This window comes from Paenarthrobacter sp. C1 (genome assembly GCF_049315185.1).
Taxonomy (GTDB): domain Bacteria; phylum Actinomycetota; class Actinomycetes; order Actinomycetales; family Micrococcaceae; genus Arthrobacter; species Arthrobacter nicotinovorans.
This window is the reverse complement of sequence record NZ_CP186052.1, coordinates 3,649,346-3,670,936: the sequence shown is the minus strand read 5'-3', so window position 1 is coordinate 3,670,936 and position 21,591 is coordinate 3,649,346. Positions and strand designations below refer to the sequence as shown.

18 protein-coding genes are annotated in these 21,591 nt (G+C 64.3%); 13 read left to right on the top strand and 5 right to left on the bottom strand.

The features are described 5' to 3' along the window. Positions 1–148: 148 nt before the first annotated feature. Genes pdhA through ACNAOU_RS17170 form a run of 3 tightly spaced genes read left to right on the top strand, consistent with a single transcriptional unit; the run spans position 149 to position 3,890 of the window. On the top strand, positions 149–1,342 hold the full coding sequence (gene pdhA / locus ACNAOU_RS17180; RefSeq protein WP_422757320.1) for a pyruvate dehydrogenase (acetyl-transferring) E1 component subunit alpha: 1,194 nt from the start codon (positions 149–151) through the stop codon (positions 1,340–1,342). After that, positions 1,339–2,424, top strand: coding sequence for an alpha-ketoacid dehydrogenase subunit beta (locus tag ACNAOU_RS17175; protein WP_039242626.1), 1,086 nt, complete (start codon positions 1,339–1,341; stop codon positions 2,422–2,424). The genes pdhA and ACNAOU_RS17175 overlap by 4 nt, the downstream gene beginning before the upstream one ends. Before the next feature lie 2 nt (positions 2,425–2,426). Continuing rightward, positions 2,427–3,890 (top strand): dihydrolipoamide acetyltransferase family protein, encoded by a 1,464-nt coding sequence (locus ACNAOU_RS17170; protein ID WP_422757318.1) that lies wholly within the window; start codon positions 2,427–2,429, stop codon positions 3,888–3,890. A gap of 416 nt (positions 3,891–4,306) precedes the next feature. On the opposite strand, the gene ACNAOU_RS17165 is transcribed toward ACNAOU_RS17170, so the two are convergent. The 3 genes from ACNAOU_RS17165 to ACNAOU_RS17155 all read right to left on the bottom strand — a co-directional run bounded on the left by ACNAOU_RS17165 (position 4,307) and on the right by ACNAOU_RS17155 (position 6,023). Then, positions 4,307–4,990, bottom strand: coding sequence for a hypothetical protein (locus ACNAOU_RS17165; RefSeq protein WP_422757317.1), 684 nt, complete (start codon positions 4,988–4,990; stop codon positions 4,307–4,309). Positions 4,991–5,083: 93 nt separating this feature from the next. After that, positions 5,084–5,569 carry a hypothetical protein gene (locus ACNAOU_RS17160; protein ID WP_422757316.1) on the bottom strand — a complete coding sequence of 162 codons (486 nt, stop codon included), beginning with the start codon at positions 5,567–5,569 and terminating at the stop codon, positions 5,084–5,086. Continuing rightward, complete coding sequence (locus tag ACNAOU_RS17155; protein WP_110503767.1) at positions 5,556–6,023, bottom strand: MarR family winged helix-turn-helix transcriptional regulator; 468 nt, start codon at positions 6,021–6,023, stop codon at positions 5,556–5,558. The genes ACNAOU_RS17160 and ACNAOU_RS17155 overlap by 14 nt, the downstream gene beginning before the upstream one ends. Positions 6,024–6,086: 63 nt before the next feature. On the opposite strand from ACNAOU_RS17155, the gene ACNAOU_RS17150 reads away from it, so the two are divergent. The 7 genes from ACNAOU_RS17150 (at position 6,087) to ACNAOU_RS17120 (ending at position 16,213) form a co-directional block, all read left to right on the top strand. After that, a complete protein-coding gene (locus ACNAOU_RS17150) occupies positions 6,087–6,455 on the top strand; it encodes a VOC family protein (RefSeq protein WP_018776863.1) in 369 nt (122 codons plus the stop codon). A gap of 339 nt (positions 6,456–6,794) precedes the next feature. Then, complete coding sequence (locus tag ACNAOU_RS17145) at positions 6,795–8,294, top strand: hypothetical protein (protein WP_422757315.1); 1,500 nt, start codon at positions 6,795–6,797, stop codon at positions 8,292–8,294. 259 nt (positions 8,295–8,553) lie between these two features. Beyond that, positions 8,554–10,725, top strand: a complete 2,172-nt coding sequence (locus ACNAOU_RS17140; RefSeq protein WP_422757314.1) for a S8 family serine peptidase — start codon at positions 8,554–8,556, stop codon at positions 10,723–10,725. 83 nt (positions 10,726–10,808) lie between these two features. Further along, complete coding sequence (locus ACNAOU_RS17135; protein WP_422757313.1) at positions 10,809–11,699, top strand: MBL fold metallo-hydrolase; 891 nt, start codon at positions 10,809–10,811, stop codon at positions 11,697–11,699. Positions 11,700–11,811: 112 nt separating this feature from the next. Next, positions 11,812–12,876 (top strand): hypothetical protein, encoded by a 1,065-nt coding sequence (locus tag ACNAOU_RS17130; RefSeq protein WP_422757312.1) that lies wholly within the window; start codon positions 11,812–11,814, stop codon positions 12,874–12,876. Between the two features lie 98 nt (positions 12,877–12,974). Beyond that, on the top strand, positions 12,975–14,864 hold the full coding sequence (locus tag ACNAOU_RS17125; protein WP_422757311.1) for a beta strand repeat-containing protein: 1,890 nt from the start codon (positions 12,975–12,977) through the stop codon (positions 14,862–14,864). Between the two features lie 131 nt (positions 14,865–14,995). Further along, complete coding sequence (locus tag ACNAOU_RS17120) at positions 14,996–16,213, top strand: MFS transporter (RefSeq protein ID WP_018776857.1); 1,218 nt, start codon at positions 14,996–14,998, stop codon at positions 16,211–16,213. Between the two features lie 91 nt (positions 16,214–16,304). Here the strand turns inward: ACNAOU_RS17120 and ACNAOU_RS17115 are convergent, their stop codons facing one another. Next, entirely contained in the window at positions 16,305–17,642 is a 1,338-nt protein-coding gene (locus tag ACNAOU_RS17115) for an acyltransferase family protein (protein ID WP_422757310.1), read from the bottom strand. Positions 17,643–17,850: 208 nt separating this feature from the next. Between ACNAOU_RS17115 and ACNAOU_RS17110 the strand changes: the two genes are divergently transcribed. Further along, positions 17,851–18,096, top strand: a complete 246-nt coding sequence (locus ACNAOU_RS17110; protein WP_422757309.1) for a hypothetical protein — start codon at positions 17,851–17,853, stop codon at positions 18,094–18,096. A 48-nt stretch (positions 18,097–18,144) separates the two neighbouring features. Here ACNAOU_RS17110 and ACNAOU_RS17105 read toward each other — a convergent pair whose 3' ends face one another. Then, positions 18,145–19,056, bottom strand: a complete 912-nt coding sequence (locus ACNAOU_RS17105; protein ID WP_064721517.1) for a phosphatase PAP2 family protein — start codon at positions 19,054–19,056, stop codon at positions 18,145–18,147. 154 nt (positions 19,057–19,210) lie between these two features. Between ACNAOU_RS17105 and ACNAOU_RS17100 the strand changes: the two genes are divergently transcribed. Continuing rightward, complete coding sequence (locus ACNAOU_RS17100) at positions 19,211–20,629, top strand: ABC transporter substrate-binding protein (protein WP_422757308.1); 1,419 nt, start codon at positions 19,211–19,213, stop codon at positions 20,627–20,629. After that, complete coding sequence (locus ACNAOU_RS17095) at positions 20,626–21,591, top strand: carbohydrate ABC transporter permease (RefSeq protein ID WP_422757306.1); 966 nt, start codon at positions 20,626–20,628, stop codon at positions 21,589–21,591. The genes ACNAOU_RS17100 and ACNAOU_RS17095 overlap by 4 nt, the downstream gene beginning before the upstream one ends.

Here is a 21,591-nt window from a genome sequence, read left to right as displayed (position 1 = left end):
ACAGGCGCGTAACCCAGCTCACAATTGCAATTCGTCTTTCAGAATACCCAGTTTAGGCAAGGTCTTCCATGATTCAGCGGAAAGCTGGATACGAAACTTCACCGGGGAACATACTAGAAGCACATAGTGGCTAGAGAAGGACGGACCAATGACGATCCACGCAGACCACTCTGCGCCGGAAACGGTTGTAGAGGACCAGGCTGCTGACGTTCGGACAAAATTCGGCATCAGCGTTGAGGACTACATGCTTCCCGCCCGGCACCAGATCCAAATGGTGAACCCGGACGGCACCCTCCGCCCCCATGACGAACAAGGCACCGAACCCGGCCACGAGTACCCCACGCCCGGCGACTCTGAACTGATGGCCGCCTACGAGCAGCTCGTCGTCGGACGCCGCGTCAACGACCAGAACTCGGCGCTCGTCCGGCAGGGCCGCATGGCCGTCTACCCCTCAAGCCACGGCCAGGAAGCCTGCCAGGTGGCAGCTGCCATGTGCCTCAGCGAAGGTGACTGGCTGTTCCCCACCTACCGCGACGCCGTCGCCGTCATGACCCGCGGGGTAGACCCCGTAGAGGTGATGACCATCTTCCGCGGCGACTGGCACGGTGGATACGACCCCAAAGAGCACAACGTCGGCATCCAGTGCACCCCGCTGACCACCCAGTTGCTGCACGCCGTGGGCGTTGCCCATGCCGCCAAGCTGCGCGGTGAAAACACGGTAGTGATGGCCATGTGCGGCGACGGCGCCACCAGCGAAGGCGACTTCCACGAGGCACTGAACTTCGCCGCTGTCTTCCACCTGCCCGTCATCTTCTTCGTGCAGAACAACAAGTACGCCATCTCCGTCCCGCTCAGCCACCAGTCCGTGGCGCCCTCGCTGGCCCACAAGGCTGTCGGCTACGGCATGGCAGGTGAGCGCGTTGACGGCAACGACCTCGTCGCGCTGCTCGCCGTGATGGACCGCGCGGTGAAGCTGGCCCGCGAAGGTTCCGGCCCGCTGCTGATCGAGGCTCACACGTACCGCATGCAGGCCCACACCAACGCCGACGACGCCACCCGCTACCGTCCCGACAGCGAAGTGGCCGAGTGGCAGGCCAAGGACCCGCTGACCCGCATGAAGTCCTACCTGACGGACAAGGGCCTGTTGGACGACTCCGCGTCCGAGCGCATCGCTTCGCATGCAGAGGCCGTCGCCACCCAGCTCCGCGAAGGCCTGGGCGAGGACGTCCCGGTGCAGCCGCTGGACCTCTTCAAGTACGTCTTCGCCAAGCCCACGCCGCAGTTGAAGGAGCAGTCAGACATGCTCGCCAGTGAACTTGCCCGCGAGGAGGGCGCAAAATGACCGTCACCACCGCCACCGCCAACGTCAGCGCCGCTACCGCCAGCGCCGCCGCTTCCGCTGCGGCCACCGCCGAGGCAACCGGTCCGCAGAGCCTCACGATGGCCAAGGCTCTCAACACCGCCATGGCCGACGCCATGCGTGCGGACTCCTCCGTGCTGGTCTTCGGCGAGGACGTCGGCATGCTCGGTGGCGTCTTCCGCATCACCGACGGCCTCATGGCCGAATTCGGCGAGCAGCGCTGCTTCGACACCCCGCTCGCAGAATCAGGCATCGTCGGCATGGCTGTGGGCATGGCCATCAACGGCATGCGCCCGGTCATCGAGATGCAGTTCGACGCCTTCGCCTACCCGGCCTTCGAACAGATCGTCAGCCACGTCGCCAAGATGCACAACCGCACCAAGGGCAAGCTCAAAATGCCCATGGTCATCCGTGTTCCCTATGCCGGCGGTATCGGGGGAGTGGAGCACCACTGCGACTCCTCCGAGTCCTACTACGCCCACACCGCAGGCCTGAAGGTCTACACCCCGGCCACCGTCGCCGACGGCTACCGCATGCTCCGCGAAGCCATCGACTCCGATGACCCCGTCATGTTCATGGAACCCAAGAAGCTCTACTGGTCCAAGGACCAGGTGGACCTGGGTGCCCTGCGCGCAGAGCACGACGCCGGGACCTCCACCGAGGGCCGCGCGGCTGTCGCCCGTCCCGGCACGGACGCCACGCTCATCGCTTATGGACCGTCCGTTCCCACCGCACTCGCCGCCGCGGCCGCTGCCGCCGAAGAGGGACGTTCGCTCGAAGTCATCGACGTCCGCACCCTCGTCCCCTTCGACGACGAGACCGTCTGTGCGTCCGTACGCAAGACGGGACGCGCCGTCGTCATCGCCGAAGCACACGGCTTCGCCTCCGTGTCCTCCGAGATCGTGGCCCGCGTCCAGGAACGCGCGTTCCATTACCTGGCCGCGCCGATCCTCCGCGTGACCGGTTTCGATGTCCCGTTCCCGTCTCCCAAGCTGGAGCACTACTACCTGCCAAGCGTCGACCGCATCCTCGACGCCGTCGACGACCTTCAGTGGGAGGACTAACCATGAGTTCAGATATGCAGGTCTTCAAACTGCCCGACCTCGGAGAAGGACTCACCGAAGCCGAACTGGTGAACTGGCTCGTCGCCGTCGGCGACGAGATCGTGGTCGACCAGCCCATCGCCGAGGTTGAAACCGCCAAGTCCATGGTTGAGGTGCCCTCGCCTTACGCCGGTACCGTCGCCGAGCTGCACGGGGAAGCCGGCCAAACGCTCGACGTCGGCAAGCCGCTGATCTCGATCGCCCGTGCTGGTGCGGGGTCGGGTTCGCCCGCTGCCGCGGCTCCGGCTGCCCTGTCCTCCGGGATTGAGGCGTCGCCCGCCGTGGAAGCCGCAGCTGAGACGTACCGGACCGAGGAAAAGGCCGGCTCCGGGAATGTACTGATCGGCTACGGCACGCCCGGGGGAGCGACCGGCGGCCGGACCCGTCCGCGCAAGGCGAGTGTCGCCGTCGTCGACCGGGCAGCCGAGCGCGTGGCTGAGCCGGCTGCAGTAGCTGAACCGGTTCTTGAGCCGGCTGTTGCCGGGACACGCATCCCGGGCAAACTCAGCGCTGTCATCTCGCCACTGGTACGGAAGATGGCGCGGGATCACGGTGTTTCGCTTGACGCGATTGAGGGTTCGGGCGCGAGCGGGCTGATCATGCGCAGGGACGTTGAAGCTGCGATTTCTGCGCCGGAGGCTCCGGTTGCTGCTGCACCTATTGCTGAGGCTCCTGCTGTTGCTTCTGCTGCTGCGGGGGCCGTTGATGGCCGCACTGGTTTGGCTGTGTCTGCCCGGACGCCTGTCCGTGGAGTCCGCAAGGCGGTGGCTGCGAACATGACGAAGAGCCGCTCGGAGATCCCCGAAGCCACGGTATGGGTGGATGTGGACGCAACCGCGCTCTTGGAGATGCGGGCCGAGCTCAAGAAGCGCGCTCCGCACGACACCCCCGGCCTGCTGGCCTTCATCGCTCGTTTTGTCACGGCTGGGTTAAAAAAGTACCCGGCCCTGAACACGCGCTTTGAAACCGCAGCCGACGGCTCCCAGGAAATCGTGGGCTTCGATGGAATCAACCTTGGTTTCGCCGCCCAGACCGACCGCGGACTCGTGGTCCCGTCGGTGCGCAACGCCCACGGAATGAGCGCCCGCGAACTGGACGCAGAGATCCGCCGACTCACCGCCGTCGCACGCGACGGAAAGGCGACCCCTGCGGAACTGGGCTCCGGCACCTTCACGCTGAACAACTACGGTGTGTTCGGCGTGGACGGCTCGGCCGCGATCATCAACTATCCGGAAGTTGCGATGCTCGGCGTCGGCCGCATCATCGACAAGCCCTGGGTGGTCAACGGAGAGCTGGCCGTCCGCAAGGTCACCGAACTGACCCTGGCCTTCGACCACCGCGTGTGCGACGGCGAAACCGCCGCAGGCTTCCTGCGCTACGTGGCCGACGCGATCGAGAACCCAGGCGGCGCGCTGGCAGACATGTAACCCCTCGACGCTTGCTCACGTCCCTAGGGCTTGGGTCGGACGCTTGCTCACGTCCCGCGCCCTTGGGTGGGACGCTTGCTCACGTTCCGCGCCCTTGGGTGGGACGCTTGCTCACGTTCCGCGCCCTTGGGCCGGACGCTTGCTCACGTCCCGCGCCCTTGGGCCGGTCGCTTGCTCACGTCCCGCGCCCTTGGGCCGGTCGCTTGCTCACGTCCCGGGCCCTTGGGCCGGACACTTGCTCGCTGTCCAAGGGCTATGGGACGTCGGAGAATCTCTTGATTTACCGTAGGGGCCGCACCCGGCCACTCGCCGAATCGGGCCACGAGATCGGCCCCCCTCGCCGGGCACTGTGCATCCGGCGAGCAACGCTGCGCAGAGCAACATGACGGTCATGCCCGCTCCTGGGTGTTGACCCCTCATTTGCCGGGCGGATCAATGTCGGCGCGCTCGGCGATCACGATGTCCTTAACATCGGTGACGTCTGAGGGCTCCGGCGCTGGGGCGAACAATGACACGGGAAGCATGGCATCGGCGCAGTCCAAAGCCGGGACGCTCGATGAGGATTCCACCCGCATGGTGCCGTCAGCCAGCCGTTCCATCCGGTACTCGACGCCGTGGCCCTTCAGCTGGGAAGGCACTTCTCCCTTTTCCGAAGACCACGCAGTTGCTCTGCACCCCCTGACAGCTGCCCGGTCCGGGTCGCCCCGGAAGTTGGGCGTCACAGAGAGGGGCAAGAACGGCGTTGGCCCGGGAAGGATGTCCGGGCGCCGTCTCTGTTTCACGTCGTCGAATGCCGGTCTCGCTGCACGGCTCCGCATATCCCTGCCGGCCGTTCGGACGAGCTCAGGTATCGAGAAATCGTTGATGTTGCGGGCCACGGCTTCTGCTTCGAGGAAGTCCCTGGTGGCCTGTACCCACGGGTCGGACTCCAACGGTCCTGTGGGAGCAGCCCCCTGCCATTCGACGGTCGGGTACGGCGGCGCTGGCCTCTTTTCGACCCTGCATCCTGCCAGCCCGCCGGCCGTAACTGCGGTGAGCACAACGATTGCCGTAGCCGAAAGCAGACGGCGATGCCGCCGTCGTGAATTTGTAGTGCGCATGTCTTCCCCCAAAGTGCCCAAGGTTCCCGGGCACCTTCCACCCTAGGCGGACCGGGCCGATGCTGCGATGGGCACCCCAGTCCATGCGTGTCGTCAGCGCGCTGAGCGGAGCGACGGCGGAAGCGACGGCGGGGGCGCGGGCCAGGTGCCGTATCGCTCGTCAAGGTCCTGGTTGGCGAGCTCCAGCGAGGATCCGCCACCGTATTGCTCCGAATTGATCCTCAAGGACACCAGTAGTGTCTTTGTTTTCTCCGGCGTCTGCCCCGGCCCATCAAACTTCAGGCGCACAAACTGTCCCCGATCCACCTCGTCCTGGGAGGCCAGTTGTCCCAGCGAGTAGTCAAGAAGCGCGGCCGGATCGCCGGCGAAGGCATCCGTTACGGACAGCGTCGCGTTGACATAGGCCGTTGTACCGTTCCGCGCACGGTCCGCTTGGAACGTCGCGCCGGGGATTTCCGACACGGCTGCTTCAGCTGCCGCCATTGGGCGCGACGGTGCGGCGGGCGTGGTGCAACCGCTCAGCAGAACACCAACGACGGCGGCTGCGGCACCTTTCCGGAGGGTGCTAATGATCCGCATCGTTTGCATCCTGGTTGTCGTCGCGCAGGGAGTGGACCATGCTTCGCAGGATCCTGAGCGCTGTTGATTGGTCCTCTTGTGTCATGCCGGCCAGCATCCTGAGCTCAACCTCCCTGACCGCAGTGGTCGCCTTCTCCAGCTTTCGCCGGCCAAGGGGGGTGAGCTGCGTAGGCAGGACTTTTCCAACCCGGGCCTCTGCCGGTCGCGTTACGTAACCGTCCCGCTCCAGTGCTTGGAGCAGGACATTCATGGATTGCCGTGTCACGAACGCCCCACGGGCCAGTTCGGAGTTCGATAAACCGGGGCGCTGCGCAAGAAGCTCCAGGCACGAGTAGTGGGTCACGGTCATCCCGAGCGGCCGAAGTGCTGCCTCCATGGCGACGCGGAGGGCGCTCGAGGCTTCCTTCAGCAGATAGCCCAGTGACGTGGTGAGGTCGATCCCGCGTTGACTCATGTCAGTATTCTGACATACATTGATGCGTGTCAGATAACTGACATAGAACTAAGGAGTTCCACCATGCCTGTCACCGGCCCCGACTTCATCTCCCTCCAAGTCCGTGATCTCGACGCCTCGCGGGCGTTCTACGAGAACTACCTCGGCCTCATCCGCTCGCAGGCCGGCCCGCCCCACGCCGTCGTCTTCGAAACCAGACCCATAGCCTTCGCGCTGAGGAGCATCGTCCCGGGTACTGATTTGGAATCCGTCGACCAACCCGGCATCGGCGCCGCTATCTGGTTGCACGCCACCGATGTCCAGGAAATCCACGACGCCCTGGCACGTGACGGCCACCCAATCGTCACGGCTCCGATCGACGGGCCGTTCGGTCGCACCGTCACCTTTGCCGACCCCGACGGATACCACGTCACGCTTCACGACCGGACCTAGGCAAAGAATGCGGGTGAGCTGTGGTGGTTCACTCACCCGCAAATAAGAGACGTTGATCACTCTTCCGCATCTCGACATCACAAAACGCGGCCTGAAAACACGAACTTGCTGAGGGACCCCCTGCGCTGGATGCGCGGGCCGCCGTCCTTTGTTCTCGTTTAGTTCAAGTTGAAGGAAATAATGCTGAAACGTCTCGCCGCGGGTTTGGCCGCGTCAACTCTGTTGGTTGCGGGGGTATTTGCTGCGCAGTTAGGCATGCCAACTCCCGCAACCGCAGTGGCACCCCCAACTGCAAGCACCTCCTTTGAGGCTCCACCTTGCCCGGGCACCACCGCACATGTGACCGACCCGTCCACCACCGTCGAGGGAGTCAGCCTCGCCAACTACAACCGCGGGCTCGTCGTTCCCCTGTACACCGCCAACGGTGTCGCTCCTAGCGGCGGCGATGCCACTGTTCCTCTGTGCGGCGTGCGGTACGCAACCGAAGCTGAAGGTGGACCCGCAAACGGCGGTCCAGTGAGCGCCTGGATGTACTGCACGGACCCGGAACTGCAGTCGTGCATCGATGGCCGCCCGCTTCATGACGACGTTGACAAGAACTCTGGCATGACCGACTTCCAACGTCGCGCCTTCGCCTACATCGTTCAGAACGGGTTCCAGTACACCAGCGGAACCGAAAGCGTATTCGTCACCTCTGATACGGACTCCGAGTCGCGCTACCGGGTTCAGCAGCTGGCCTGGTGCGTCGCGGATTACAACAACTTGCGGGAATACGCCCAGTCCATCTGTGATGAAAGCAAGCTGGGCCCGAACGATATCGAGGAGACACTCGACTTCCTGGCCGTGCCGTACGTTCCCGAGCTGGGCATTTCGCCGGCAACCCAGGGCCCCCTTTCTGTCGGCGACGAAGCGCGGGTAACGCTGAAAACCAACGTTGCAGGTACTCCCATCAACCTCTCGGCCTCCACGGGAAACGTAACCCTGTGCCCGGATGAAACAGACGCCACGCTGCGAGGCAACCTCCTGACTGTGGACACACAGCCCGTCGTTGGCGATTCCGTTGACGTCGATCTCTGTGTCACGGTTGACCAGCCCGGCACCCTGAAGCTGTCCGCCTCCGTGGTTCCGGCTACCGATGACAGCCTCAACTGGTTCCACAACGGCGACACTGACTGCCAGGTTTTCGCGGTCTTCAACCACGTTGACTCCAAGGTCATCAACGCATCGGCCACCGTCACTGTGGACGAGATCCCGGTAACGCCGACGCCGACTCCGACTCCGTCGCCTTCGGAGACGAAGCCGGTTGAGACGCCGACCCCGACTCCGTCGCCTTCGGAGACGAAGCCGGTTGAGACGCCGACGCCGACCCCGTCGCCTTCGGAGACGAAGCCGGTTGAGACGCCGACCCCGACGCCGTCGCCTTCGGAGACGAAGCCGGTGGAGACTCCGACGCCGACGCCGACTCCGACGCCTTCGGAGACGAAGCCGGTTGAGACGCCGACGCCGACCCCGTCGCCTTCGGAGACGAAGCCGGTTGAGACGCCTCCGGCGACGTCGACCCCCTCGGAGACGACCCCGCCGTCGTCAACTCCCTCGGAGACGACTCCGGCCGTGGCACCGAGTGAGGACAGCTGCGAGGAAATCCCGGGCGTCGCAGGTAATGGAACCTCGAATTCGGGTGTTTGCGCGGACAGGTCTGTGAACGAGGGCTCGGATGAGAACCTGGCCTCCACTGGTGCCCAGGCGACTCCCTACGTAGCGATCGCTGCGGTTCTTGTCCTCTTCGGGCTGGTCCTGATGTTGGTCACCCGCAGGAAGGCAGCTTCCCGTCACAGCTAATCGTCACTAGCGGTAGGCACCAGCCCATTACGGCATCCCGTCGGATGCTGTAGTGGGCTGGTCCTGCTTTATCCGGCACCGTTCCCGTCACAAATGTGACGGTGTGCACGGAGAGTCGAGAGTCAGCTTACAATTTCCTGGGGGTCAGCTGGTGGTCTCCAGTTGCCCGCGATCAGCTGTTCAAGGCTGCCGCGATTTTTCCCTAGGATGCCCAGTGAATAATCCCCGACTCCGTTCTCTAAGAACCATTGGCTTAGCCATGACCACGCTTCTGATCACCGGAGGACTGGCCGTCCAGCCAGCCGCTGCTGACCAGATCAACATCATTCCGAGCACCCCCAAGGTCCTCAAGGCCGCGGCAGAGACCCCCACTGACCAGTTCATCGTGGGTATTCGCGACAGCGCAGCCCAGGCCGCTGCGGTGAAGGCCGGGAACGCGGCGGACAAAGCAGCCACCAAACTGGGTGTGCAGGCCAAGAGCTCCCGTGAAAATGCCACCGGGGGTCACGTCATAAAGCTCGATGAGGCACTTTCGGCAACGGAGGCCCAGGCTTTCGTGGAAACCCTTCGCGCGGATCCCAACGTGGCCTACGCAGAGGCTGACGACATCATGCGTCCCACCTCGCACTCACAGGACTACGGCTACTTGGAGCAGTGGAACCTGTGGGACAACCTGTCCGGCGTCCGCACCCCGGGGGCCTGGGACTACAACCACGGCGAAGGCGTAGTTGTGGCCGTGGTGGACACCGGCATCACCAACCACCCTGAACTCAACGCCAATGTGTTGCCCGGCTACGACATGATTTCCAGCGCTGCCGATGCGCGGGATGGCAACGGCCGCGATCCCGACCCCACGGACCAGGGCGACTGGGTGCCGGCGGAAGAGTGTGAATCCGGCAGCCCCGCCGAGAACTCCTCATGGCACGGAACCCATGTGGCCGGAATCGTGGCGGCCCTTGGAAACAACAGCATCGGCATCTCCGGCGTTGCGCCGGGTGCCAGGATTCTCCCCGTCCGGGCGCTTGGCGTCTGTGGCGGCTACAGCTCCGATATCGCCGATTCGATCATCTGGGCTGCAGGTGGCGTAGTGGCTGATGCTCCCGTGAACCCCAACCCGGCCAAGGTCATTAACCTCAGCCTGGGCGGCATCAAAGAGTGCTCCACCACGTACCAGAACGCCATCAACTTTGCGTACAACGCCGGCGCCGTGGTTGTTGCCTCGGCAGGTAACTCCAACCGCCCTGCGGCTGATGCCAGCCCTGCCAACTGCCAGAACGTCGTCGCCGTAGCTGCCAGCGACAAAGCCGGAGCCCGGGCCGTGTACTCCAACTACGGTCCCACCGTAGACGTCACGGCACCCGGTGGCGACATGTCGGTTGACGTGAGCCGCGGAATTTTGTCCACCCTGAACTACGGAACCACCACGCCCGGCGAGCCCGCTTTCGCCTGGATGGAGGGAACGTCCATGGCCGCTCCCCACGTGGCGGGCGTTGCAGCTCTTCTTATGTCCGCCGAGGGCAGCACCGTCACTCCTGCACAGGTGGAGCAGCAGCTCAAAGAGTCGGCCAGGCCGCTGCCAGGTGGCTGCTCGGCCGGATGCGGCGCGGGCCTGGTGGATGCCACCGCGGCATTGAAGAAGTTCGGTGGCACCGCCCCCGCTGCAGCACTGAACAAGAAGCTCACTGACTTCAACGGAGACGGCACCAGCGACGTCATTGCCCGCGACGGCAGCGGTGCCCTGTGGCTTTACCGGGGCAACGGCTACGGGGGCTGGAAGGGCGGCCGCACCCAGATCGGTGTGGGCTGGAACGGCATGACCTCCATCGAGGCACCGGGCGACTTCAACGGCGACGGCTACGCAGATGTCATTGCCCGTGACGGCAACGGCGTGCTTTGGCTTTACCCGGGCAACGGTTGGGGCGGCCTGCTGGGCGCCCGTCAGATCGGTGCCGGCTGGAACGTGATGACCTCCATCAAGGCATCAGGTGACTTCAACGGCGACGCAACTGCTGACATCATTGCCCGCGACGGCAACGGCGTGCTCTGGCTTTACCCGGGCAACGGCACCGGCGGCTGGCTGCAGCCTCGCCAGATCGGCGCCGGCTGGAACATCATGACGGCCATCGACGGCGTAGGTGACTTCAACGGCGACGGCAAGGCAGACATCATTGCCCGCAACGGGTCCGGAGCACTCCTGCTCTACCCGGGGAACGGCACGGGCGGGTGGCTGGCCACCAGCCAAATCGGCTCCGGCTGGAACATCTTCAACGCCATTGAGGCTCCAGGTGATTTCGACGGCGACGGCAAGGTGGACGTCCTTGGGCGCAACACAGCCGGAGATCTGCTGCTGTACACCGGCGATGGCTCCGGATGGTGGCTGCGCTTCGGCCAGGTCGGCGCCGGCTGGAACGTCATGACCGCCATTCTCTAAATCCCCGCACCGGCGGCCGGTTCATTCCGCTCCCTCCCAGCTTTCCGTGGGTAGAGTAGAGGCCTGAACATCGCCGGATTGCAGTGGATACGGAGAACGCATTGTCAGCTTGGCTGGAACTTGGACCGGACAACTACGTCTTGGAAACCGAGGGATCGTTACTCAACACCGGGCTGGTGGTGGGCTCTGAGCTCGCCATGGTCATCGACACCGGCTGCGGCCCGCGCCAAGGCCGTGAGATCCTTGCTGCGGTTCGTGAAAAGACCCAGCTTCCGCTGGTGGTGGTGAACACCCATGCGCACTACGACCACTTCTTCGGTAACGCCGTTTTCGCTGACGACGGCGTTACCGAGTTTTGGGCGCACGCCAACTGTGCGGCCACCATCGAACGCGACGCCGACAACCAGCGACGCTTCGTGGCCACCAACGAACCCGAGATGGCAGCGGGGGAGGGCGACGCCGTCGAAATTGTTGTCCCCAACGCGCTGGTCCACGACCAGCCTGTGCTGGTGGACCTCGGCGGGATCACCGCCACGCTGTTCTACCTGGGCCGCGCCCACACGGACGGCGACCTGCTGGTAGGAACCAGCTCCACCCTGTACGTGGGTGACCTGGTGGAACAGGGCGCGCACCCGTCGTTCGAGGACTCCTATCCCGAAGAGTGGGCCGATGCGCTGCGGCACATCTCGGCGCTGAGGCACCGTTACGAATTCCTGGTCCCGGGCCACGGAAAACATGTCAGTGACGAGTTCGTCAAGACAATGGCAGACACCATGGGCACGGCGGTGCGCCAGGCAACCCAGTCCATCCGCGACATGCCCTCAGACGCCACCAAGGCCATTCCAGTGCTGCCTTACGGCCCCGAACAATCACGCTGGTTCATCAAGCGGCTGCAGGAAACCAACGCCCAAGGACGCACCTCGCTGGGCACGGCAGACTTTGGTCCCGGGAAAACAGGCTCCTACCCGACATAAACAAGGTTCCTTACAAATTTCTCATCTTCTTTACTCCTGACTATGGACTATTCCAATAGTCCTTCCTAGGATGAAGGCGACCAATGGTTCGCGACTACCTGGGGGTGTCGAGATGAGGGGTTCGCGCGTTTTTCCGCGTGCTGCCAGCATTCTCCGCTCCGTCATGGTCGCGGGTGCCGGTACCGCAATCTGGATGGCGCTCTCAGCCACCGCTGCAAATGCGGACGCGGGTCCTGCCGAAAAGAACCTCTTGGAGAGCACGACCTCATCGAGCTCCATCAGCATTCCGCTTCCCGACGTAGCCCTGCCGGCCGCCGTCAAGGGCTTGCTGCCGGCCGATCACCTCAACGTCCCCGTACCTGCCGTCACGCCCGTGATGCAGCACGCGGGCGGCACAGTGGATCAGGCAATAAGCGCCGTGCCGGTGGTCAACCAGGTCCTCCCAGGGGACGCCGCGGGAACAGTCGTGAACACAGTGCTCGTTCCGGCTACAGATACCGTGGACCGCACGGTTGACGTCGTTGTCCCGCCGGTGAACTCAGCCCTGGAACCCGTGCGCCTGGAACCTGTGACCGATGTGCTCAACCCCGTGGTGCAGCCGGTGGTGGGCGTGGTCGATGCAGTTCTGCCACCCCTCGATTCCGTGGTTCCACCGGTGACCCTTCCACCCGTAGTTGTGCCTCCGGTTGCCGTCCCTGCGGAGGAGGTCCCGGCTGCACCCGTTACCAGTGGGTCAATACCTCCGGCCGGACTGGACGCCGGCACCTCGCCGGGGACCGACGTCGTAATTCCAGCTGACCCGGCCACAAGTGCCCCGGCTGAACAAAGCCAACTTTCGGAACCGTCCGCGGCTGCGGGGACCGCACTCGATGCATCTCCATGGGTGATGTCCACCCGTAGCTTCGGCCCCACGGGAATCACCGCGGTGCTTGGCGCCTCGTCGTCGTCCGCTGATCCGGCAACGCAACCCGGTCTGCCGGGTGACCGCGACACGGTCCCATCAGGCCTCGCCGGCGGCGGTTCCGCCGGGTCTTCCAACGGTCCGCCAAACCCGGCGGCAGCGTTCCTCGCCGCCGCCCTGATCATCCCTGCCGACGCACTTCCTGGCCTCGCAACGGCCAGCGACGAACAACATCCCAAGCCGGTTTCATTCGATCCCGGCTCCTCTCCTGACTAGGTCCCCAGCCTCGCTGCACCGACTTTCGCGGCAGACGGCACTACAGACGATCCGTCATCGGACGTCTCCGGGAACAAGACCTTCAGGAGAAAAAGACCATGAACACGACCATTCGCAAGTGCCTGATCGGCACCTGCTTTGCCGGGGGCATGATTGTCCTCAGCGCCACCGCAGCCAACGCCGCGGATACCACCAGCGGCAAAGACGGACTTCTGTCCGGCACGCAAGTGGTGGCGCCAGTAACAGCGCCCATCAACCTCGGCGCAACCTCTTTGGGCCTGGTGGGGGACTCGGCAGCAACCAGTTCTGCCACACCCGCTGCAACTTCGGGTTCAGCACCCGCAGCCACCACCAACGGTTCCAACGGCATCGGATCCGGGACGCAAGTCGTAGGCCCGGTAACGGTGCCCGTAAACCTGGGCTCGTCGTCAGTGGGTCTGCTGGGGGGCTCCACTGCGGCGAGCTCAGCCACACCTGCCGCCCCGGCCGGGGCAACAAGTTCGACGCCGGCAGCAACCACCGGCGGCGCCGACGGTATCGCCTCGGGGACCCAGGTTGTCGCACCGGTAACGGTCCCCATCACGGTGGGGTCGACGTCGGTCGGCGTACTCGGTGACTCGGCAGCAACTTCAGGATCAGCAGCTCCTGCACAGGCCCAAGCGCCCGCGCAGGCAACAACGTCGGGGGGAGAGGGTATCGCGTCCGGCGCTCAGGTAGTGGCTCCGATTTCGGTCCCTGTTAACATCGGAGCCACTGCCGTGGGTGTGGCTGGGGATTCTGCGGCTACGTCCAGCGGTGGAGGTTCAGCTGCTTCTCATGCCGGCACCGGTTCGGGTGCTTCGACGTCCGGGTCCGAGGGTATTGGTTCGGGGACGCAGGTTGTTGCTCCGATTACGGCTCCGGTGAGCGTTGGTTCAACCTCTGCTGGCGTGCTGGGTGATTCGTCAGCCACGTCCGGTTCCAACGGCTCCACGGGTGGTTCGGCTCCTGCCGCTTCGGGTGCTTCGACGTCCGGGTCCGATGGCATTGGTTCGGGGACGCAGGTTGTTGCTCCGATTACTGCTCCGGTGAGCGTTGGTTCGACCTCTGCTGGTGTGCTGGGTGATTCGTCAGCCACGTCCGGTTCCAGTGGTTCCACGGGTGGTTCGGCTCCTGCCTCTTCGGGTGCTTCGACGTCCGGGTCCGAGGGCATTGGTTCGGGGACGCAGGTTGTTGCTCCGATTACTGCTCCGATCAGCCTCGGTGCTACCTCGGCCGGGCTGTTGGGTGATTCCTCGGCCACGTCCGGTTCCAACGGCTCCACCGGCGGCACGACCGGCACCTCGCCGGGTGCCAGCACCTCGGGATCTGATGGCATTGGTTCGGGGACGCAGGTTGTTGCTCCGATTACCGCTCCCGTGAGCGTTGGTTCAACCTCTGCTGGCGTGCTGGGTGATTCCTCGGCCACGTCCGGTTCCAACGGCTCCACCGGCGGCACGACCGGCACCTCGCCGGGTGCCAGCACCTCGGGATCTGAGGGCATCCTTGCAGGCACCCAGGTGATCGTTCCGATCACCGCTCCCGTAACCATTGGCTCGACTTCAGTAGGCATCGGTGGCGGTTCTGCCGGTAACGTAACACCTCCGGTTGTTACCCCGCCGGTTGTCACCCCGCCGGTTGTTACCCCGCCGGTTGTCACCCCGCCGGCCGAGTCCCCGATCACCGGAAGCCCCTCGACGGGCGGAGAACCTGGCGTTGACGAGCCCGTTGCCGGCGCCGTGACCGGAAGCATCACTGGCGGAAGTATCGTGACCGCAGGCAGCGTCCACTCGGCTGTTGGCACCAAAGGTTCGGTGACCGCGGCAGCTGCCACCGCCGTCGGAAATGCCAAAACCCTGGCCGCTACGGGACTGGACGGCAGCTTCGCACTCTGGGCAGGAGCGTTGCTCGTGATGGGCCTGGTCCTGACCGCCCTTGGTCGTCGGAAGGCAGCAGCCATCCGCAGCTAGGGCCGAGTGGTAATTCCGCTTCGCATGTAGTTGTTGCGGCTCCGGTCTTCGGAGCCGCAACAAACTGCGCGCCGCACCCAAGGCAGGGTGCGCGGTCAGTGAGGCTCTTGACGAGTTCTAGGATGAAAGGGATGACCACCACCCAAGCAGACAAGAACTTCAGCCTTCGCAGCATTGCGCTTCCGGCCTTCGGGCCCGCTCTGCTGTTCTGTATAGGCGAGGGGGCGGTCCTGCCGGTCATTGCGCTCTCGGCCAGAGAGCTCGGCGCTTCGGTGGCTGTCTCGGCGTTGATCGTGACGCTCATTGGGCTCGGCTCGTGGATCTTCAACATTCCGGCGTCGATCATCACCGAGAAGTTTGGTGAACGATGGTCAATCGTTGGCGCCGGTGCCTTGGGAGCCATGGCCTTGGGCGCTGCGGCTTTTGCCCCGCAGGTGGAGCACGGACTTTGGCTGCTCGCGGCGTCCATGACGTTGGTGGGCATGTCCGCAAGTGTCTTCAACCTTGCCCGGCAGAAGTACCTCACCGAGGCCGTGCCGGTCATCTTCCGCGCCCGGGCGCTGTCCACTCTGGGCGGTGTCACCAGGATCGGCATCTTCATTGGACCGTTCATTGGTGCCGGCGTGATGCAGTTCGCGGGCATCAGTGGTGCGTACTGGGTGGGGTTCGCGGGAATGATGGCGGCGGCTGCCTTGTCGCTCACCATCCCGGATTTGGTCGCCCCCGACACGTCCGACGGCGGTCCGCGCCCTCCGGCGTCGACGCTGCGGAGCGTAGCGGTGTCGCACGCGGGGGTGTTCCTGAGCGTCGGTTTCGGCATCCTGCTGCTGAGCGCACTGCGGGCTTCACGCCAGGTAGTCATCCCACTATGGGCCGACCATCTGGGCCTCGACGCCACCCATGCTTCACTGCTGTTCGGCTTGTCCGGAGCGATCGACATGCTGGTCTTCTACCCGGCGGGGAAGCTCATGGACAGGAAGGGCCGGCAATGGGTAGCGATACCGTCCACGGTGATCATGGGGTCGGCACTGATCCTGATCCCGTTCACGGCTGGTTTTGTCCCGTTGCTCCTGGTTGCACTGCTGATCGGCTTCGGCAATGGCATCAGTTCCGGATTGATCATGACGCTGGGCGCAGACTTCTCGCCGGACAACGGGCGGAGCCATTTCCTGGGAATCTGGCGTTTCATCGCGGACTCCGGCGCCACCGGGGGACCCGTGCTGTTATCGGGGCTGACTGCTGCGGTCTCGCTCTCGGCCGGCATCTGGGCCACAGGAATACTGGGTTTCGCAGCGGCAGCGGTGTTCGCCGTCGCAATTCCGCGGCTGAAGCACCGCCGCAACTACTGAGGCGCGAGCCGTCGCTACCAACTTTTATCGTGTCCTCGCCTCAAAACAACCCCATTAGGTTGTTTCGGCGCCGATCCCGCCCCAAAGTAGGTCAGGAAGCCACGCGTCCCGCAAGCGGACGCTTCCACGCCCGGTCCGGAATCTTGCCCGTCACCAATGCCACAGCGATCACCAGCAGCACCAGCCCCCACGTCGCGTTCGCTGTGTCGAGGGCCGTCCGCATCACCACAAAGGGCGGAATGACAGCCAGAACAGTGGCAGTGACGATCCGCCACATCGCCGGCCTCGACGCACCCGGGGCCAGGGCAGTGCTTGCAAGTTCCAGCCGGACCAGCGGCATGGAGGCCAGCAGCACCAGGGCCCACGCTGCCACATAGAAGAGGGGACGGCTGAGCCACCAATCCAAGCCCGCAGGCTCAGGGAACGGAAGCCGCAGCAGCAATGCGATCCCGAACATGGCAATGATCAACGGCAGGTGCCACAGGTAGATGGTCATGGCCCGGCTGCCAACAACGAACATCACTTTCTGCACCCAGCCACGATGCACGCAGCGCTGCAGGGCCGGGTACGCAGCCTTGACCAGCAGCACATGCGCCAGGCCCACAAGGATCAGCGGAAACATCGGCGGGTTCTGGTTGGTCAGCATGTCCACGGGATACGGGCCCGAGTGAGTGAGCAGAACCATCGCCGCGTAGCAACCGACCGCAGCCAGAACCAGCTGCCAGCGGGCAAAGCGGTCGAAAAACCCGTCGGCGTAGAAGAAGCCAAGCTGTTGCAGCAGTCCCCAAACGAACACCATGTTCAGCAGCCCGATCGGGTTGGAGTCGAAACCCCAGGGATTGCGCTCCAGGCCCAGGCGGAGGACATCGACGACGACGGCGCCCGCGGCCAACGCGGCGATGGTCCGGTAGGGCGCGGCTTCATGGAGCTTGGCCATGGTGGGGACCATGGCCTGGCAGATCAGGTAGGCGGCAAGGAACCACAGCTGTACTCCTGCTCCTGCCGCGATCACGGTGAGCAGATCGCCCGGGACGCCGGCCGCCGTCGCAATCCAGAGCGCAATGGCGAGGAACGCGTACAACGCAACCGTAGGACGAACCAAGCGCAGCACACGGTTCCTTAGGTAGTCGCCGGCATCGCCTCCCTTGCGGCGCAGGCTCCGCCACGAGGTCAAGGAGGCGAAACCGCCGACGATGAAGAAGAGCGGCATGACCTGGCCGAACCATGTGCCTTGAGCAAACCAGCTCAGGGAAGTCAGCGGATTGCCGACGCCGATGCCGGATTCGTCCACGCTGATGCCCATCATGAGCAGGTGCACGGCCACCACGGCGAACATGCAGGCAACCCGGATGAAGTCGACCACCAGGTCGCGTGAGGCAGGGGCGGCCGGATTGAGACCGCGAGGGCCGTGCTTAAGAGTGGAAGACATAGGAGCTCCTGGAGTTAACCGCTGTTTGTCCATCGAATGGAGTAACTCTAGCGCATGCGATCACATCCGTCGACGTCATTCGCGGAAACGTTGCGTCTTACCGGGTCAGTATTGCCGCTGCCGGGCGTAGCCTTGATGGGAGGGCCCGGCCAATTTCCCGAGTTTGAGGCAGTGCATTGAGGGTCCCGCCACATCCCACCAATCAAGAATGGCAGCGCTGATCACTATGCACATCAGGGAATTTTGGAATCAGCTTTCTTCCGAAACGCAGCAATGGCTAATCAACAATCCCGGCAGTGTCATCGTGCCGCGGACAGTCACGGCAATCATCAAGGGACAGACGGGTGAGGACAGTGCCGTAGACGGACACGGGGGCACGGTGCTTACGGATGAGGACCGCGCCTTCATCCGGGAACAGGCCCACCGGACCCGCAGTGAAGCTGTCGAGGGCTGAGCCGTTCGGTGGGCGGGCGCCGTCGTCGGGTTTTAAGCCTTACGGGGGTCAGGCCTTGCGGGCCGCCAAGCCGAACAGCCATGTACCGCCGAGCGCTGAAAGATATCCGGCGATCACGATGAAGGCCGTGCCCGCCCAGAAATAGTCGATGGTGCTGTCCGCGCTGAGTCCGGGCATCACTTGGAGCAATGAATAGGCGGCCACCATCAAGGCGGCCAGCAATGCGGCGACGGTGAGCCAGACCCAGATCCGGGAGGCGGCCCAATGCTCGCCGTAGCCCTTCCATACGTTCCATGTGCTGCCTGTCCGTAGGACCAGCCATCCCGCCGGCAGCATTACTGCGCCCACCACCAGGAACGCGGCGATGACGTCGGCGGGGCGGTGCCATTGGTTGATGAGGGTGGAGACGCCGGTGGCCACCGCGAAGGTACTTCCGAGGAAACCAGCCAGTGGACGCCAGCGTGGGGACACCATGAGGAAGACGGCTGCCGCGGCGGAGGCGGCCAGGGTGGTGTGCCCTGACGGGAGCGAGTTCAGTTCCAGTGTCTGCACGCCGCGGTCGGGCCGGTCGGGGATGAAGAATTTGAGGATTTGGGTGGCCAGGTTGGCGGCGACGCATGCAGCCACGGCGATCCCCGCGGCCTTCCAGCGGCGGCGCGCCACCGTTACGAAGAGCACCATGATGGTGGCTATTGCCAGCGAGAGCATGGGGAGCATGTCCAGGAATTCCGTGGAGGCACGGCCGGCGGTTCCGCTGAGGGCCGTCGCTTCGACCAGTGCCGACTCGTCGATGAACTGTCCAGGCGTGGTGCGCACAAAGAAGTAGTACGTCGCGACGAGGCCCACGATGCTTGCGGCCGTGGCCAGGCAGAAGAGGAAGCCTGTGCCTGCGCCTGCGTCGCGTGCTGGAAGCGGCCGTTTGCTCGACCTCCCGCTGGTGCGGAATTGCTGGGAACTCATTCTGACTAGACTGCCACAATTCGCTGGACGCCTCATGTGAGCTCCTCCCGCGCGTTGCGGGGTTAGTGAGCCACATGCAACATTCCTGTGACACTTGACACGTGTTAGGCGCTCGTCATACGCTTCCTAACACGTGTTAGGGAAGGAAATCTACATGTCGGGAACCAATGGGGCTTTGCGCGAATTCACACGTAGAAGTGCCCTCACAGCCCTCGGCGCCGGGATCGTTGGAGTCACTGCGGCATCGTGGCCGCGCCTGACCGGGGCCGATATCCCAGGCCGGGGCGACAACAGCCTCAGCATCGCCATCATGGGCACCGCCGCAGACGCCGCAGCCCGCCAGAAGGTCATCGACGCCTTCGCGAAGGTCCACCCGGAAATCAAGGTCAAGGTCCAGGCCATCCAGGCAGTGGACTGGAAGGACTTCTTCACCAAGATCCTCACCATGGTGGCAGCAGGCACTCCGCCGGACGTCGTCTACGTCGCAACCGAAGGCGCCCAGCTGTTCGCCGAGAAGTTGGCACACCCGCTTGACGAGTACCTTCGCCGGGACGCCGACCACATGAAGGAGTACTTCGCGGACGTCCACCCCAGCCTGGTGGAAGCGTTCATGTACAAAGGCAGCCTGTTCCAGCTTCCCATCGACTGGAACGCCGCCAACATGTACTACAACACAACCGCGCTCCGGCAGGCCGGACTGGACAGGCCGGCCGACGACTGGACCCACACCGACTTCCGGGCCACCCTCGCGGCCATGAAGAAGGCCAACCCCAAGGACTTCACACCGTACTACTGGACCAACCGTCTGTTCGGCGGCGTGGTCCCGTGGCTCTACGCCAACGACACCAGCTTCCTCAAGGAAACCAAATCCGCGGGCGGCGAATGGCTGTGGGACGGCTTCTACGCCAACGACCCCTCACGCGGCCTCCGCTCCGGCGGCTACCAATGGCTGGAACCCAACGCCGACGATCCCCGGGTCTTCGAATCCTTCGACTACCTCCGCGGACTGGTCAAGGACGGCCTTGGCGTCCGGCCCGAGGAAGGCGGCGGAAGCGCACTGATCGGCCTCTTCGCCTCCAACAGGATAGGTACGACGCCGGCAGGCGGCTATTGGGTCCAAGGCCTCCATGAAGCGGGGATGACAGACGACGAATTCGATGTCCAGTTCTTCCCGAAATGGCGGACACAGCGGCACCAGTTCGGCACGGCAGGCTACGCGATCATGAAGACCGCCAAGGACAAGGACGCAGCCTGGGAATGGGTGAAGTTCAGCTCCAGCCTGGAGGCCATGCGGATCGTGTTCCCCACGCCGAACACCACCCCCGCCCGCCGCTCCATGGTCAATGAGCAGCTCTATGCAGGAACCGGTCCACGGAACTGGAAGGTCTTCTACGACACCTTGGACAAGTTCCCCACCACAGGTCCCATTCCGGCGCCACCCCAGCAGGCCGCCGTCGAGACCGCCCTGATGAAAAACGTAAGCCTGGCTGTCAGCGGCGACGAGCGCCAACTCAAGGACGCTCTCAACTCCATGCAGCGCGACCTTGAACTGGCCCTGAGGAGGCAGCCATGAGTACCGCAACCAGTACCTCCACGGGGACGGGAAGTGAGCCGGGCCGCCCGCAAGCGGCCCGTAAGAACGCACAGGGGACCAAGCGCGGCCGTGTGCAGCAGCGCTGGCTGCCGTGGGCCTTCCTGGCCCCGACCATCGCGGGCATGGGAATCTTCACCCTGCTCCCGATCGTCGCTTCGATCGCGCTGGCCTTCTTCCGCTGGGACATCATCTCCGCGCCGACGTTCGTTGGCTTCGACAACTTTGCCGAGGTAGTCCAGGACCCCACCGTCCGGGTCTCGTTCCTGAACACCATCGTGTTCGTGGTGGTGGCGGTGGCGCTCCAGCTGGGACTGGCGCTCGGCCTGGCGATCATGGTGCAGGAGAAGCTCCCGGCCTGGCTGCGGGTGTTCTTCCGCTCTGCATTCTTCTTCCCGCTGATCCTGTCCGCGGCCTCGGTGTCGATCTTCATGCGCTACCTCTTCAACGAGCAGTTCGGCGTCGTGAACTGGTTGCTGTCCATCGTCGGCATCCCCGCGGTGCCTTGGCTGACGACGCCAGGCGGGTCGGCCGCCGTCGTGATCCTTGTGTACGTGTGGCAGAACTTCGGGTTCTCGTTCCTGCTGTTCATCGGCGGGCTGGCTTCCATTCCCGTGGAGACGTACGAGGCCGCCTCCATCGACGGCGCGACGGGCTGGCGCAAGCACTGGTTCGTCACCCTGCCCCTGCTGAGCCCCACCACCCTGGTGGCCTCGGTCATGGCCATCATCAACGCACTCCAAGTGTTCGACCAGCCCTACGTCCTCACCCGCGGCGGGCCCGGCGACTCAACGCGCACAGCCGTGATGGTGATCTTCGAGTCCGCGTTCCAACGCCTCGAGTTCGGCCAGGCTTCGGCGATCGGCGTGATCCTCACGCTCATCATCATGGCCATCACCGCCGCGCAGTTCCGGCTCAGCAAACGATTCGTCTTCTACCAGTAA